This is a genomic window from Rhodonellum sp., assembly GCF_030656585.1.
GTDB classification, from domain to species: Bacteria; Bacteroidota; Bacteroidia; order Cytophagales; family Cyclobacteriaceae; genus Rhodonellum; species Rhodonellum psychrophilum.
Genome location: NZ_JAUSPP010000008.1, coordinates 1 through 16,143 on the forward strand (window position 1 = coordinate 1; position 16,143 = coordinate 16,143).

Below are 16,143 nucleotides of genomic sequence, written 5' to 3' on the forward strand. Positions count from 1 at the left end.
CGTCGTTTGAGCGGGGATTTGGAAGCCGGTATCTTACTTAAAATTTATGGATTCCAGGCCACCACTGCAATTTTCTGGGGTGTTTCTTGGCCGACAAAACCGATGAAGATGAAAAATATACAACTCCTTCTTACCGAGCTAGCGTCCCTCCTACTTGCACTGCTGTTCGGCTATACCGCGATCAGCAAAGTCTATGATTGGCATGGTACCCGAAACGGGCTGTATAACCAGATTTTTCCGGCTTGGATGGCGGAAGGTTTGCTTTATGGCCTCCCCTTACTGGAACTGATCGTTGCAGGAATGCTGGTCATCCCACGTTGGCGCAGAATGGGATTTTTGATCAGTCTGGTGCTGCTGTCCCTGTTTTCCATCTATGTGGCCGTGGTGATGACCGGTGTTTTTGGACGGATTCCCTGTAACTGTGGGGGTGTTATCGGCAGCTTGGGATGGGGGCAGCATCTGTTGTTTAATCTTGTCTTTTTGGGTTTGGCGGGATTTGGGGTATGGTGGAGCGAGGAAGGGGGAAGTTTGGACGGGAGACGGGAGACGGAGGACGGGAAGGGGGAAGTTGGGAGTTAGAAGTTGGGAGTTGACGATGCCTGAAATCCACTGACCACTTTTGTTAACTGCACACTCAGAGATATTGTATAGATTACATCTCGATTCTGAGCTTTTGTTTGGCCTTAAAATGATGGGGCTCGATGCCCCACCATTTTAATCATTTGCGTCGACTGACTCTGTCATCTTCGCTCTTGTTTGGCTCTGTGAATATATCCATTTTTTTTCAAACATTTCTGGTGACATTCTAGCCAACGTCGAATGCGGTTTTGAGGAGTTGTAGAGTTTGACTGTATGGTCAAGTTCCCTACTCAGTTCAGGTAGGTTGTTGATGTTTTTGAATCGGAGATATTTGTTTTTTATAACCCCGTTCAGACTCTCTGCCATCGCATTTTCATAGCAGGATTTACCCATACTGTTTGTGATTGTATACTTTCTTGTGAGGCTCAAAAACAGGTTCGAATAATATTGACCACCCCCGTCCGAATGGAATATCAGACCCTTCAGGTTTTTGCCTTTGTACCTTTTGATCGACATATTTAAAGCAATGACGGTCGTATTTTCTGTCTCCAGATTGCTTGAGGCTGAATAACCCACTATGATTTTTGTAAACGCATCCTGTATCAATGTGATGAACAAAAACCTTCCGTTGCAACTGAAAAAGGTGATGTCACTCTGCCATACCTGATTGGGATGTATCAGTTCAAGACCCTCCAGAAGATTGGGGAAATACCGCGTACCGCTGCTGTCGGTCGTCCTATAACTGTTCTTGTAAGCCCTTACCTTCAACCCTTTGCCTTTGCAGAGCCTTTCAAAAACATCCCGCCCCAGACCTATGGGAGAGACCATAAAGTATATCTCACGCAATCCCATATCTGGATGGGATTCGCGAATCTTGTAAACCATATGGAATATCTGCTCTTCCTGGCTCTTGCGAAAATACAGTCTGGATAGGTAACCATGCACATTCTGTTTGACCGTGCCCACTGACCGGTAAAGCAATTCAAGACTGTAATTCACCGTTTCCCTGTTTTGCCAGTAGTAGTGGAGGGTTGGGTAGAAAAATTTTTTTTTATGTCGATCTTGTAGTGTTCTTCGGCAAGCGCTATCATTTTGTCTTGAAAATCGATCATAATCTGTTTCTGACCAACAACCCGCTCCAGGTTGGCTACCTGCTTTTGGAGTTCAAGAAGCTTTTTGGTATCACTGTCTGTTTCAACGATAAGTCTTTCCGCTTTCTTTTTCATCTTGCCATATTTTGCCCGCCACCTTCTGACGGTGCTGTCTGTGATTTCATATTCCCTGACAAGTTCGCAAATTCTGACGACCCCTGACTCCAATTCCCGGACTTTTTCAATCTTAAAGGATTCACTGAAATTACGGACTCGACGCTGGGCTATGCTCATCTTAAACTGATTTCTATTCGCCATCTTTCTACTGATTTGGTTAAAATTTATCACGGTTTAACGGTCAGCGTATTTCAGGCACTATCAAGACGGGAGAAATCTGAAATTCTGTGTTGTTCAGGTTTTTCGAAAGGACCATTGGTTTATTGGCAGAGTAGTATCAGGTCTTATTTTCCAAATAGGCTGATTTTTTTTCGGTTTCAACTCCTTTAGGAAACAGAATGCATTTCCCATCTAACTTTCCTCAAATTAGCTGCATTCCGTTACCTTTCCGCTGTATTGGAATTCGGGTTTAAAAAAAAGAAACCCTGACAAAGCCAGGGTATCATTCTTAAAAACCTATTTGGAACCTATAAAATTTTCTTGTTTTAACCCGTGATATGTATTCCCATCCATTTCTATTCGAGCCAGAAAACAACCCAATCAGTCTTTGCCTACTGTTTTTGAATCACCACATTGGCCCTTCGTTTTATTCAACAAACAGTCTGATTTTTTTGCCTTTAAAATTCAACACCCATCGGGAAACGGAATGCATATTTCAGGTTTAACCCGTTTTATGCATTACGAACTCCATTCAACAGTATAATTAACTGATGTTCAATTGGCTATTGATTGTTTTTGACTTCAGCCTTTTGGAGTCAGGAATCAGTCTCCCAATAATCTGATTTTCTTGCAGTTTCGATCCCATTTGGAAACGGATCCCATATTTCGGGTTCAATCCTTTTGGAATATGAAAATCAATCTGCGGAGCTGTCCTTCAGTTCCTTCTTTTCAAAAGGGATAAAGGAAAATTCAGGGGTTTTGATCCACTGAAGAATCCTTGGCAATGCTGCCCCGATTGTCAAAATACCGCCCAAGATCAACACATGATAGGGATTGGTGAAATAACTACCGGAAGTAAACACCCCCAAAATCAACAGGATGCTGAATGGCATCGATACGGCCAAAACATTGATGCCCAATTCCAAATCAAATGTGGGCTTGTTTTCCAAAGCCGGCTTGGCTTTTTCCATAGTCCTGACAGCCGACATGTGTGCAAAGGGCCAGAAACTGCAGGCACTTTGAGGAAACACCACTGCCAGTAAGATCGCCGCTTCGCTGGGCAAAGGCACCAATAGGATAAATATTCCACTCAGAAGAAAGGTAATCCCGGCCCTGAAAGTCAACAAGGATGTGATCATCCGCAATTGATCCCACTTGAAAATCACCGCCACTCCGATAAACAAGAGCACCAAGGGTGTCATCATGTTCTTCATCATCACAATGCTTTCGCTAAGAAAGACGGGCAGCTTTTCCAAATTCAAACCAAAACTCAGCAAGAGAATGGCGATGATCATGACCATGTTGATCGGTTCCTTGACCATTGCAATCAAAAGCTCCTTTATTTTCTGCCCGTTTGAGCGATTTGCCAATCCATGGCTTTTGTAAAACCAATGCATCGCAAGCAGATAAGCCAAAATCAGAACAAAGATTTTGTTCCCGATATCTGCCAAAGCTCCCCAAGCAAGCACATCATCGCCCAAGTATTCCACCAGGAAAGGGAAGCAGGACAGGCCTGGGGCCAATGATGGCAACAGCATCATCAAAGTCCTCATGGCAGGTGTCGCTGCTTCCACTCCGAAAAAGGGCATCACATATCGGGTCACCAATAGCATCAACACATTGAAAACCAAGGCCAACACAGGAAGAATAAGCAAATCTGAATTGATTTCGATTTTCAGCAGGGCCACAAAAATCATCGCTGGCAATGCGATGTCCAGAATGATGGTCTTGAGACCCTTTTTATGATCTTCTTTTATCAGCTTGTTTTTAAGAAACACACCTATTAAAATCAATAAAAGCAATGATATGGTTTTCTGAAGTGCAATACCCATAGTAAAATAAGTTTAGACAGTGACGGATTTAAAGGTTTGTACAAACAATTCCATTTCAGACATGGTCCCCATGCTCACCCTGCACCAAGGTTTATCGTCAATGTTAAACACCCGGATAGCCACTCCCCCATCATACATCCCTTTCATGAATTTTTGGCCTTCCATCTTGATCGGGAAGATCATGAAACTGGTAGAGGAAGGAATGCTTTCATACCCCAAAGCCGTTATTTCTCCCAAAACATAGTCCCTGCATTCGGAATTTAAATTCCTGCAATCCGCCAAAAAACGCTCCTCTTTCATGCTGGCGATGGCTCCGCGTATGGAAGTCACGCACAAGCCCATTGTGCTGCGCACCAAACTGGTGATGGACTTCAATCTTTCAGGTTGCGCGACGATATACCCTATTCTCAACCCAGCCATTCCATGGACTTTGCTGAACGTCCTGGCGACAATCACATCTTTGCCCTCGGCGACCAAGCCCACCATCGAATGATTTTCGGGTTTGTCCAGAAATTCCAAATAGGCTTCGTCCACAAAAACAGGGGTTTTTGCCGATACTTTGACACAAAAAGCTTTCAGTTTCACGGGATCTGTGATGGAACCGGTCGGGTTGTTCGGATTGCAGACGTAGACCAGGTTGGTTTCCGAATCCACCGCTTTTTCCATGGCATCCAAGTCATGGGCATAATCTGTGGTCAGCTTTACCGGCTTCCAGGAAGCTCCAAGGGATTTGGCGGTATTGATCAGGGACATATAGGAAGGATCTGCAGACACGATGTTTCCCCCGTCCTTGAAACGGACAAAAGCGGTTTTTTCAAGAAGATCGGAAGAACCGGGTCCCAGCATGATGTGCTCAGGTGTCACGCCTTCTTTTTCCGCGATCATGGCGATCAATGTGGCTGCATCTCCATGTCCATATCTATTCCCCAAAGCCACGGATTGTGAAATGGCCTTCACTACTGCAGGAGCAGGTCCATATGGGTTTTCATTTGCAGAAAGCCTCGCCATGATTCTGGCCTCCTCCATTTTGAAATTGGGGAAGTTCTCTTTCATGATACTGCTGGCATTCAAAAGGGGCGATGAATTCTTTACTCCTTTTGACATGGCAATGGCTGGCGTGAGGGCGATACTTCCTGCTGCGAGAAGTCCCGATTTTAGCCAATCTCTTCTGTTGATTTTCTTGATCATGATGGTTTTTGGTTGAAGTGTTTTGATTTTTATTTTTGATTTTTTTGAATTTTTAATTGTCGACAATGCCCGAAAGCACTGCCAACAATCTATTTGGGGTATAAACTGAATTGGGAATTCTTAGAAAGATATATTCATTGCACCCGGACGGTGTGGTATTTCCGAAAGGATAGATTTTTGTGCATGCCGGCAAATTCAAGCCGAACCTGGCTGCCCGAACGCGCTGCGGTCAATCCCAAATCTGCCCAGGAAACCGAAAGCGAAGCCTTGCCATCGGACCCTGTGGTCACCGTTCCGACCTCATTGGTGGCATTGATAAATACCCGAAGGACCAAATTGGAAACCGGAATGGAATCAATTCCTTTGGTATGGTCAAGGATATTGGTTTTGTCCAATTCCAAAACCGTGGAAGTCACCTCTACCCTGGCCGTAGAAGGGAAAGTGGAACCTTGAAGGAGAACCAAAACCGGTGAAGCTACATTTGGAGTAGTCAATCCATCGGCCTCTACACAAGATTGCAGAAGCAGAAAGACCGAAGCGATCAAGGTGAACGAAAGTTGAACTATTGATTTTTTCATGGTTTTTAGCATTTAGATTGTAGACGCAGTAGTTTTTATTCTTTCCACCAGAGTGGTGATCTCATGTTGTCATCTCCACCAAGTTTGCGAAGGCCTTCCTCAAGATTGTCACGGTTGAGTGAATACTCGGCAGTAGGATATTCTATCCTTGTGGGAAGAATCCCGTCGTTGCTGAAGACTGCATTGGGATGGGCTGGCGGCATGATGGGAAAACCTGTCCTTCGGTATTCCGTCCAGGCTTCCACTCCCTGACCGAACAGGGCGAGCCATTTTTGCGTCATGATGGTTTCCTTGTCCACCGTCCCGATTCTACTCATATAATCACTTGGGAAAGCAAGACCATGCTGTTCAAATGAAGCTTTGATCGCTGCTTCCAAAAGCAGGACGGGGTCACCCATGATATCTCCATCCAGGGCCGCTTCTGCCTGGATAAAGAGCAATTCAGAATAGGTCATCAAGATGCTTGGGGCCGTCGGACTCAAAAATTTGGTGCCGATCCGGGAAACATTGAAATCTCCAGCTGCTGCATCGGTAAGTCCGTTGGGAAGTCCAGCATAGCTGCCGTCATCGATGGGTTGGGCATACACCTTGATCCGATCGTCTTTCAGCGCAACAAGCTTGTCGATCAAAGTTCTGCTCATGTTCCAATCTGAACGGGTGGAAAACACGTCGAACATTTTATTCCGACTGCCAATCACATCCACATGCAGAAGCTGTGCAAAGTCATTGTTCCCCGTAAAAACCGGATAAGTCGCAGGGTCTGCCAAAATTTCACGCATGATCGCCCTGGATTCTGCAGGTTTTTTTGCCGCTTGATGGTTGGCCAAGCGGAGCCTGAGTGAGTTTGCGAATTTCTTCCACCGCAGGATATCCCCTTTGAAAAGGATGTCTCCGGAGATGGAAGGACCTCCAACCACCAACTTTTCATTGGCTATTTTCAGCTCTTCCAGCAATCCCGCATAAATCACTTCCATCCCATCATATTCAGGAGAATTGATCGGAACGGCTGCTGTTCCCTTGAGCGCTTGGCTGTAGGGAATCGGTCCAAATACATCGGTCAAAAACGCAAAGGAAAAGGCCTTCATCGTCAGGGCAACTCCCGTGTAATTGGAATTGGGAAAGGGTCCCTCCGGTGAAGAAAGCCTCAATACACTCTCAAAATTGACCAGGGATTCATTGTAAATGTTGTTCCAGGTGGCCGTGGAGATCGTGAGCGGAATTTCATAGCTGTCCCCCTCGACATTGATGTAGATGTTTCGGGACAGGTGCTGGATCCAACACATCGCTCCATCGATGTTCAATCTTTCATACCGGGTGCTGTGTCCCCAGTACCGATCTACCGAGGTTTGAATCGCATAGGGCAGCAAAAGCGCCGGTGAAATGGCAATGGGATTGTTTGGATCTGTATTGATTTCCTCAAAATCCTCCGTACAGGACTGCGCAAAAACCAAGGAAAGGCTCAGCAGCAGAATGGCTTGTAAACGTATTGCTTTCATATTGAATTTCTTTTAAGGTTGAAGACCGGGATTTTAGAAAGTGAGATTGAGATTGAAGCCGACATTTCTTGTCGAAGGCATTTCCCCATAAGCAAATCCTTGGGCATTCCCACCTTTCATATCCACTTCAGGATCCATGTGGGGATGGTTTTTGTACAGAATGGCCAAGTTCCTTCCGACCACGGATACTTTCAGCGACTGGATAAATCGGGTGCCGATGATGCTCTTTGGGAAATTGTACCCCAATGTCAGTTCCCTGAATTTCACATAAGTGCCATCGAAAATCCCTGCTTCATGAAAGGTCCTTGGATTCTGGGCATTCCAGAAAGTCGATGCTTCCACGATGACATCATTGGGCACATAGACAGGCGATTCTGCGGAACCCACATTGACCACTCCCTGACCGATGATTCCTTCTTCCCTACCGATGGCCGTTTCTTGGTACATCCCTGTTTTCCTCGCCAAACCGGTTCCCACATCGAAAATGTCACCCCCCATTTTGACATCTATAAGGGTTCCGACGGAAAGTCCCTTGTAAGAAAAAGTATTTGAAAAACCGCCGATCCAATCGGGTTGGATATTGCCGATCGCAAAAGTGCCATCTTCCAACACAGGCAATCCATTCCGATACACGATTTGTCCTTCCGGAGCGCGTAAATATCTTCTTCCGTAAAGGGTGCCATAGGCTTGCCCCACTCGGGCTTCAGAGGTGAGACTGTTTTGTGTGCCCAGAATGTAGTTCTCAAGTCCTTCCGCCAGTTCGACGACCAGGTTCCTGTTCCTGGAAAAATTGAAATTCATGTCCCAGTTCAGGCCGGTACGGGAGACGATGGGTCTGCCGCTGAGCATCAACTCCACCCCTTGATTGGTGATCTTTCCTGCATTGAGGATCTGACTGGCATATCCGGATGCTGTGGAAATGGACACGGCCAAGATTTGGTTGACGGTCGCTTGGTGATAATAGGTGAAATCCAATCCCAGTCTTCCTTTCAAAAACCGAAGATCCAATCCGATTTCTTTTCCAGTCGTGATTTCAGGCTTCAGATTCCTATTGGCAATCGCCTTGGATTCGGAATAGGTGGGAATGGATCCTGCCCACAATCCCCTGGATTGGTACACCTGGTTAAGGACATAGGGATCGGCATCATTTCCCACTTGTGCCCAACTCCCTCTGATTTTGGCGAAAGACAAGACATTGCTTTTGAAATCAAACATGTCTGTCAGCACAGCACTCAAAGAAACAGAGGGGTAAAAGAAAGAATTGGCGGCAATGGGCAGTGTACTGGACCAATCATTTCGACCGGTGACATCGACAAAGAGATAATTGTTGAACCCAAACTGTGCCGAGGCAAACAAGCTGTTCACCACCTGCTTTCGGATCACACTGCTTGGCGTCACTGGACTTGCATAATTGCCCAAGTTGTAAAGTCCATCAATGGTGAGTTCGCCCACATTTACCTGATTCGTTTTGTTGTAATTGGTGCGGTTGATTCCACCTGCCTGAACCTTTAAAGAAAGGCGGTCTGAAAAATCCTTGTCAAAAGTCAGAATGACATCATTGTTGGTTTCCTGACTCCTGAAAACGATTTCCTGATAAGAGCCGAATCTTTTCACGTTGTTTTTGGTGAACTCGACCCCGGTGACATTCAATCTTGTGTCTGACCAAAAATCTGTACCCGAACGAACCAAGACACTGAAATTGTCATTCAGCCGATAATTCAGCGCGATGCTGCCGACCAATCTGTCCTTCTCATTCCCATTGGTGTATTTTTCCTGCAAAAAGTAGGGATTGCTGAAATACTCATGCTGCCAGTTGGCATAGGGATAATCATCCCCTGGCCGAAAAGTCTGGGATTGGATTTCATAATAATCTCTCCAATCTTTCAATTTGGTGAAATCCGTATGCCGGTGTGACCAAATAAAGTCCTGACTGCTCGCAAACCGTCTATTTTCCGAGCCTGATTTCACATACTCCGCACTGACCGTGACCTGCAAGTCCGGGGTGAATTTATACCCTGTGTTGAGTTTGAAGTTGTTTCGATAATAATCATTGTTGAACATGATGCTCTGCTGATCCAAGCGCCCGATGGACAATCTGAAATTGCCCTGCTCATTTCCAGCGGAGATCGCAATGTTGTTGCTCACGCTCCTGCCTGTTTCCCAGAAATCATCCCAGTTGCCGGGCTGTGGTGTGAGCGCCACGAGGCCAGGGGCGGAATACCAAAGAGGGACCATTCTCCCATCCATGGGAGCACCCCAGCTTTCGTCCACTCCGGCTGTTCCCCGGACACCATTGGCGTCAAATCCATTTCTTCCGTCCACATACCATGTCCGGTAACCGGCACCGCCACCATAGACATTTTGGAATCCCGGCTCGACCAATGGTCTGTCAAAAGTCATGTTGGTATTGAATTCCACGCCCAGTCCCTTTGTTCCCGAACCATCCTTGGTCGTCACCATGATCACGCCGTTTGCAGCCCTCGAGCCATAAAGTGCAGCTGCGGTCGCTCCTTTCAATACGTTGATTTCCTTGATATTGTCCGCATTAATTTCGGACAATCCATTCCCATATTGCCGGGAGGCGGATTGTTCCAGGGGCACGCCATCCACGACGACCAAGGGCTGGTTATTTCCCGCGACCGAAGAAGCTCCCCTGATGACGATGTGGGCGCCACTACCCGGCATGGAGTTTCCCGTGATCTGAACCCCGGCAATTCTACCCGAAAGGTTATTGGCAATATTGCCTTGTCTGGCTTCACTCAATGCATTTCCATCCACGCTTTGAACCGTGTAGCCCAGGGCTTTTTTGTCCCTTTCCAAGCCAAATGCGGTGACCACGATTTCACTCAATCCAATGTCAACGGATTGGAGTTGGATGTTCATCACCGATTCCGCACCCACTTTCATTTCCTTGGTATTGAAACCGATAAAGGAAACGACCAGAACGGTTTCGGTCGCTTTGCTGTCGATTGCCAAGGCAAATTTCCCTTCCATATCGGTAACGGTTCCCTTAAGCGTTCCTTTGATCAGGATACTGGCGCCGGGAATCGGCTCTCCCGTTTCATCCAGCACCATTCCCTTGATTTCCTTTTCCTCTTTATAGGTTCGGGCGGTTTTAGCACTGAGGCTTGTGGAAGTAGAGAATGGGCGCTGCGTTTCGTTCTTGACCAGCATATAAAAATTGCCGGTTCCTTTGGTATAGGTCAAATTGGATCCCTTGAGCAGGCGGTCCAGGTTTTGTTCCAAACTGAGCTTCGAATTGGCTTCAAATGCTCTTGCGGCTACCTGTTCCGTCAAATCAGACGAATAGGCAATGGAAACCTTAAAGGTTTCCTCCAATTTTTGCAATGCCCCGTCCAGGGAGGTATTGCCCAGTCCTTTGAGATTTACTGGACCCTTTGCCAATTCCGTTCCTGATTGTGCCTCCGCTTTTTGGGGAACTGTGATTCCCAGGAGCAGCGCAACCAATACATAATTTGTAAATTTGTTGAACATAGATTGCTTGATTAGTGGTTGAATGATTCATTGTGCTTCCTTTGGGCTATTGTCAATCATTCTTAATCCTAATTCAATCTCATCTCGGCGCTTTGCTGCTTTTCCACTACTGGGTTTAGGCAGTATTTTTTAAGCTGGTCTCTTTTGGACACCATCGCAAGCACAATTAACTTTTACAGAATTATTTTGGGAGGTAAATCACTGTCTGGCCAAACAGTTTCCGGTATTCAATATATTGTTAGGGTATGCTCTTTATAGGCAATCTGTTTATCGAAAAGAATGGAAAGGTTTGCCGCCATCTCATGGAAATCTGAGCCAATGGGAAGTGTTCCCGTTACTTTTTTCAGATCCAATTCATTTGAAGCCAGCACCACTTCCAATCCGTAGATTTCCCCGATGATCGCCAGGACTTCTTGCAGGTCATCCTCTTTGAGCTTCAGTTTCCCCTCTTTCCAAGCTGAAATCCGGTCAAGGTTTTTGTGGGGTTCCACGGTGAATTTCTGGGAATTCCCATCAAATTTCGCCAACTCTCCGGGTTCAAGGAAATAAGCTTCTTCATGCCCAATCCCCTCTTTATTCAGATTGATTTTGACACTTCCCTCGATCAGCCCCACGGCAATGAGATCCTGCATGTTTTTCATGTTGAAAGTGGTTCCGAACACTTCCACCGCAAATGGATCCCCCTCATTGATATGAAACCTTTGTGGATCACTGGTCTTCGCCACTTCGAAGTAGGCCTCTCCTTTCATTTGTACCTTGCGGTCAAAGGTTGTCCAGTGGGAATTGGCATAAGACAATTTGGAATTTCCATTCAGGGTAATCTTCGTTCCATCCGGAAATTCGAACTGGGCCACTTCCCCAGCCTGCGTTTCATAAGAAATGAAATCCGGTTGCCGCGCAGTCCAAAACAAATAAGAATACACCGCCACAAGACCAAAAACCGCCGCAACCCTCAGATAAGAGAGAATCAGATGTTTTTTCCGGGATTTTGCTTCGGCAAGGTTTTTTTGAACGCTGATGGCCCCAAACATTTTATTCCTTAGGGAAACCAACTCCGCCTCCGAAATCGAATCGGTAAACAAAATTCCCCCATCAATCCCCTCACCATCGGCACCCATTTCCCTGGTATCGAAAGTTTCCGACTGGAGATCCAGTGGTTCATGAAATAAATGGAGAGGATTTTCCTTCATTGCTTTTGTCTTCTATCTTATAAGTCACTTATGGCGGAATAATCCTCCATCGCAAAACCGAAAATTTTCAAAATAATATCAAATTCCCAGTAAGGACCAGAAATGAAAAGGAATACTTTGTCAATTGTTCGCGAATCTCTTTCAATGCTTTGATCATGTGTTTCTCGACTGTGCTTACAGAAATCTCCATGTTCGCCGCAATTTCATTGTAACTCAAACCGCCATTGAACCTCAATTCATATACTCTTTTTCTTTGTGTAGGGAAGTGGGTGACCACTTTCTTGATACAGGATTTCAAGTCCTTGTAAAAAACCCGCTCTTCCACATGGGACACATTTTTTTCTCCTTTGGACTTCTCTGCCGAGGCAAATTTTTCCCTTACAGACTGGGCTTTGTGGTGGTTGATGACTTTGTACTTGATCGCCGTAAAAAAATAAGAGGCCAGGGAGGTATGGATATTCAACTCCTTTCGCTTTGCCCAAAAATCAATAAAAACCTCCTGAACCATCCCTTCCACCACTTCTCGTTTTCCCGATCTTTGGTAGCCATAATTGAAAAGTTTCTTCCAATATCGATCATAAATGATCTCAAAGGCGGATTCATCTCCGTTTTTCACCCTCTCCACCAAGGATTCATCACTTTGTTCTAAATTTGACATCATCTGAATAGGTAAAGTTTTCCAATAGGCCTCTTCGAAATTTTTAATGGCAATCTATTTAAGATATTGCTTATTTTTAAAACCATATTTTATAAATTCTGCAACAATTTAAAAATTCATTGTCAATATTAAAACCATATTTTAGATTATTTACACTTTTTTTAATATTACTGGTTTATTTTTAAACCTATTTATATTTTCAGTTGAAAGAATGCGCTGCCTATTCAAGACAGGCATCCACATTCATTTTCCCAAAAAGATACACTCCCCGTGCCTAGGAACCCGTGTGGTGCATTGCCCTTCCTATTCCAAACTGGAATTCATTCATAATCAATTCATTAAGCACTGTTTATGGCTTCACCATATCAGAAATGCGACTTGTTCTTACAAGGGTCTGATCTTCTTGCAGTTCCACGCCCATTGGAAAACCCAATGCATATTTCGGCTTGTAGGGATTTGGATAGGATCATTTTATTTTTTTGGTCTTATCTTTGCCTATTGATTAAGGAAATCACCTTTTAGTATGAAAAAATTTTTGTTGGGTTCAATATTTTGGTTAGCGCTATTGACCCATACGGCAGACGCACAGGAATACCATTCGAGATGGATTTTTATCTCCGAATTTTCCCCTTCCTTTCCAACGGACAAAGCTAAAATCCTTGAAAACCCCTACCAAAGCCAAAGTCTGGAATGGAGAAACAGCTTGGGCATGAGGATTTTTGGAGAAATGTTCATTGGATTCAATGTTACTTTTCGATCCTACAATCAAAAAGAAACTGCCATCTACCCTGACAATGAGCCTTCTGGAATTACCAGCACGTACAATTACAACCTGGAAAACAAACTTTTTGGAATGGGGCCTTTCATCACAAAATTTTTTGAGGTGAGTCCAAATTTTTACTTAACAGCAACTGTCTTGGCCAATTTGGAGCAAGGAAGGGGAAAACAAAGCATATTGAAAGACACGAACTGCCAGAACTGTTTTGAAAATACATCCAATGTCAATTTTACCGGAGAATCCAATGTCATCCTAAACCGGGAATTCAAGGAGCTTGTCCTTTATGGCAACGCAGAGGTTGGATTGATTTATCTCATCAACCCATCCTTAGCGGTGAATGCCAACCTGATGTTGTTTCGCTACGAAAGAAACAGCTCACGTTCAGGAAAATCAAGAGTGGATGATTCCCGGGGCGCTGAAGTGGACCGTAAGGTAAATGTCTCCAACAGGGGGATTTCGCATGTAATGGAAAGACCCATCCTACGCATTGGCATCGTCATTCCTCTGGGCCTTTGGGAAAGCAGGTATTGAGCTTTTCGAGATTTTTTGCAGCGTTTAGGGCAGAACCGTTTATCCCCCTTTCCGCTGCCGCTACTTCCTCACCCTGAAAGGAATTGCGGGCAAATCACCGCTGTTGTACAGATTCACTTCGGGATTATCCGCCCAGGCATACCGGATTTCAAGGGGAGATTTGACGCTTGTATGCGAAACTTCCACTTGATTGGGCGCAATGAGCTTTCCTTTGGCGGGATAAAAAACGCCATCTTCCCCGGCCAGAATAAATCCCAACACGGCATCCCCTGACCTGAGCTTCAAGCCCTCTCCGCAATACTCAAACTCGAGCCTGACCTTATCGGTATCAAAATCGGCATTTTTGAGCTTTGGCCCCGAAAAAAGCAACTCCTCCCCATAAGCCACTTTCTTGGCCGCCAACCAAAGTCTGTGGCCGACATCTTTTTTGTTTCTGGGATGAATGTCTTCGGCATTTCCCACATCGATGGTCACCGCCATCCCGGTATTGGGAAGCGCCAGGGTATTGGTTTGGGCTTCACGCAAAAATGCCCAGTTGGATTCCGGCTGGACTTCCTTTCTTTCCTGCCAATTGGCCAGCTGGACAAAAAGGAAAGGGAAATCCCCAATGCCCCAAGCCTGTCTCCATTGCGTGATCAATGCCGAAAACAATTCCTGATAGTGTTCGTGCTGATCCGCATTGCTTTCACCTTGGTACCAGATCACCCCTTTGATGGGATAGTTGAGGATGGGCGCTAGCATGGCATTGTACATAAAGCCGGGCTGGTAGTGGTGGCTTTCCACGATGGGGATGGCTTCCTCTACCCTATTGCTGTATTTCCAATCCCCCTCCAGGGAGATGGTTTTGCCTTCGGTTTTCAGATAAAACTGCTTCTCCTTTCCCAAAACGGGGCTGTTGTCCCATGTATTGATGATCCTGATGGCCATCAGATTCTCCCCCTTCTTCAGCATCCCTGCCGGGATGATCATTTCATTCACCTGGTCGCCCCAATCCTTGTAGAAAAGACGCATCCCATTCAGATACACATAGGCCATCTGCTGGATATCGCCCAGGTTCAGTTTTACGTTTTCGGTTTGATTGACGGTGAATTTTTTCCTGAACCAGGCGATATCCTGAAAAGGATTGTCCTGTGGAAGCTTTACCGTGGACCAAGCGCTGTCATTGTAGGCAAGATTTGCCACCCCTTGGATCTCTCCATTTTCGGGAGCGGCCACCAATTCATTTCTTTTCAATTCCCTGAGCTTGTTGTCAATGACCTCCTGCTTCCAGTAATCCGCCCGGCTGATCACGTCCTTGGCTTTTTCTTGGTATGCCGGCAATTCCGTCAATTTCTCCGCCGCAAGCCATCCTTCCGCAGGAGTTCCCCCCCAGTTGCTTTCGATGATCCCAATGGGAATCCCTTTTTCGAGGTGGTTTTGCTTGGCAAAGAACCAGGCGATGGCCGAAAACTTCAGGATATTGTTCGCATCCGCGGTTTTCCATTCCCCGCCCCGCACGTCAAATTTATGCTTGGCATCATAATCATGCGGAATTTTGAAGAACCGAATCAAGGGATAATCGCTGTCCGCTATTTCCTGGGACAATCCTTCCACACCGGCACTCAGCACCCATTCCATATTGGATTGGCCGCCTGCGAGCCATACCTCTCCCACTTGCAGATCGTAAAATTTCTTGCCATTGACCTCCAGTTCATAGGGACCACCGGCAGGCAGGGGATCCAGTTCCACCAGCCATTTCCCCACTTTGTCAATTTTGGTTTCCTTTTCCTGACCATTGAATTTGACCAAGACCTTTTTCCCAGGAATGCCCTCCCCCCAAATCCGGATCGGCTGCTCCCGCTGCAACACCATATGGTCCCCAAAAATCTTGGGCAGAAACACCTCTGTCAAGGGTTCGTCATTTTTACAGGAGACTGTCAGCAACACAAGCATTGCGAAAAAGAGAAAGTTTTTCATGTCGGGAAGTAAGAGGTTTGAAAACGGTACGAAAGATAGACTTTCGGTTTTCAATTGTCAAGTGTTTGGTTTTGGGTGGAAGAAGTACGAGGTACGAAGTACTAGGTAAAAGGTAAAATTGTGACATTTTGGGGAACTGGATTCAAGGATATCTTGCGGTAGTCATCCTTAAGATGTCTGTCAAAATTAAAAGTTTAATTGAGGTTTGGATAATTAGGAATTAGTTTTAAGTTTGGGTAATTGAAAAATGACCGCAACCGTTACGCCATGTGAGTCTAATGGATTACATGGCGCAATGGTTACGGAAGGCAAAACGTTGAACAAAACCTCCTGCGTCGGTAGTTATTTCGGTAGTTAGTTATGATTTTTATCTTTATCCTTCTGATTTTTAGACAGATGGGTTATTTTTATAGCATGTTTAATCTAAATTCCTTT

12 protein-coding genes are annotated in these 16,143 nt (G+C 45.5%); 2 read left to right on the forward strand and 10 right to left on the reverse strand.

Going from position 1 to position 16,143, the window contains the following annotated elements:
- Positions 1–579: MauE/DoxX family redox-associated membrane protein (locus Q7J63_RS01200; protein ID WP_304883632.1), on the forward strand; the 579-nt coding region annotated here is incomplete at its 5' end.
- Positions 580–714: 135 nt separating this feature from the next.
- Here the strand turns inward: Q7J63_RS01200 and Q7J63_RS01205 are convergent.
- The 9 genes from Q7J63_RS01205 to Q7J63_RS01245 all read right to left on the reverse strand — a co-directional run bounded on the left by Q7J63_RS01205 (position 715) and on the right by Q7J63_RS01245 (position 12,446).
- Positions 715–1,578, reverse strand: a complete 864-nt coding sequence (locus tag Q7J63_RS01205) for a DDE-type integrase/transposase/recombinase (protein WP_139189943.1) — start codon at positions 1,576–1,578, stop codon at positions 715–717.
- Positions 1,575–1,988, reverse strand: a complete 414-nt coding sequence (locus tag Q7J63_RS01210) for a transposase (protein WP_022582429.1) — start codon at positions 1,986–1,988, stop codon at positions 1,575–1,577. Before Q7J63_RS01210 ends, Q7J63_RS01205 begins: the two co-directional genes overlap by 4 nt.
- A 713-nt stretch (positions 1,989–2,701) precedes the next feature.
- Positions 2,702–3,838, reverse strand: coding sequence for an AEC family transporter (locus Q7J63_RS01215; RefSeq protein WP_304883633.1), 1,137 nt, complete (start codon positions 3,836–3,838; stop codon positions 2,702–2,704).
- Between the two features lie 12 nt (positions 3,839–3,850).
- Positions 3,851–5,026, reverse strand: coding sequence for a histidinol-phosphate transaminase (locus Q7J63_RS01220; protein WP_304883634.1), 1,176 nt, complete (start codon positions 5,024–5,026; stop codon positions 3,851–3,853).
- Between the two features lie 134 nt (positions 5,027–5,160).
- Complete coding sequence (locus tag Q7J63_RS01225) at positions 5,161–5,604, reverse strand: hypothetical protein (RefSeq protein WP_304883635.1); 444 nt, start codon at positions 5,602–5,604, stop codon at positions 5,161–5,163.
- A 35-nt stretch (positions 5,605–5,639) separates the two neighbouring features.
- Positions 5,640–7,100, reverse strand: coding sequence for a SusD/RagB family nutrient-binding outer membrane lipoprotein (locus Q7J63_RS01230; protein WP_019598309.1), 1,461 nt, complete (start codon positions 7,098–7,100; stop codon positions 5,640–5,642).
- A 33-nt stretch (positions 7,101–7,133) separates the two neighbouring features.
- Positions 7,134–10,595: a SusC/RagA family TonB-linked outer membrane protein gene (locus tag Q7J63_RS01235; protein ID WP_304883636.1), complete on the reverse strand. Its 3,462-nt coding sequence runs from the start codon at positions 10,593–10,595 to the stop codon at positions 7,134–7,136.
- Between the two features lie 227 nt (positions 10,596–10,822).
- Entirely contained in the window at positions 10,823–11,785 is a 963-nt protein-coding gene (locus tag Q7J63_RS01240; RefSeq protein ID WP_304883637.1) for a FecR family protein, read from the reverse strand.
- A 67-nt stretch (positions 11,786–11,852) separates the two neighbouring features.
- The gene (locus Q7J63_RS01245; protein WP_304883638.1) at positions 11,853–12,446 is read right to left on the reverse strand and encodes an RNA polymerase sigma factor; all 594 of its coding nucleotides are present in this window, start codon (positions 12,444–12,446) and stop codon (positions 11,853–11,855) included.
- A 520-nt stretch (positions 12,447–12,966) separates the two neighbouring features.
- On the opposite strand from Q7J63_RS01245, the gene Q7J63_RS01250 reads away from it, so the two are divergent.
- Positions 12,967–13,752 (forward strand): hypothetical protein, encoded by a 786-nt coding sequence (locus tag Q7J63_RS01250; RefSeq protein WP_304883639.1) that lies wholly within the window; start codon positions 12,967–12,969, stop codon positions 13,750–13,752.
- 60 nt (positions 13,753–13,812) lie between these two features.
- Here the strand turns inward: Q7J63_RS01250 and Q7J63_RS01255 are convergent, their stop codons facing one another.
- On the reverse strand, positions 13,813–15,708 hold the full coding sequence (locus Q7J63_RS01255) for a sialate O-acetylesterase (protein ID WP_304883640.1): 1,896 nt from the start codon (positions 15,706–15,708) through the stop codon (positions 13,813–13,815).
- Positions 15,709–16,143: the final 435 nt, after the last annotated feature.

Bases quoted from the DNA above. Each gene is read 5' to 3' on its own strand.
- Q7J63_RS01245 (WP_304883638.1), bottom strand. From the start codon at position 12,446: ATGATGTCAAATTTAGAACAAAGTGATGAATCCTTGGTGGAGAGGGTG.
- Q7J63_RS01220 (WP_304883634.1), bottom strand. From the start codon at position 5,026: ATGATCAAGAAAATCAACAGAAGAGATTGGCTAAAATCGGGACTTCTC.
- Q7J63_RS01230 (WP_019598309.1), bottom strand. From the start codon at position 7,100: ATGAAAGCAATACGTTTACAAGCCATTCTGCTGCTGAGCCTTTCCTTG.
- Q7J63_RS01240 (WP_304883637.1), bottom strand. From the start codon at position 11,785: ATGAAGGAAAATCCTCTCCATTTATTTCATGAACCACTGGATCTCCAG.
- Q7J63_RS01235 (WP_304883636.1), bottom strand. From the start codon at position 10,595: ATGTTCAACAAATTTACAAATTATGTATTGGTTGCGCTGCTCCTGGGA.
- Q7J63_RS01215 (WP_304883633.1), bottom strand. From the start codon at position 3,838: ATGGGTATTGCACTTCAGAAAACCATATCATTGCTTTTATTGATTTTA.
- Q7J63_RS01225 (WP_304883635.1), bottom strand. From the start codon at position 5,604: ATGAAAAAATCAATAGTTCAACTTTCGTTCACCTTGATCGCTTCGGTC.
- Q7J63_RS01255 (WP_304883640.1), bottom strand. From the start codon at position 15,708: ATGAAAAACTTTCTCTTTTTCGCAATGCTTGTGTTGCTGACAGTCTCC.
- Q7J63_RS01250 (WP_304883639.1), top strand. From the start codon at position 12,967: ATGAAAAAATTTTTGTTGGGTTCAATATTTTGGTTAGCGCTATTGACC.
- Q7J63_RS01210 (WP_022582429.1), bottom strand. From the start codon at position 1,988: ATGGCGAATAGAAATCAGTTTAAGATGAGCATAGCCCAGCGTCGAGTC.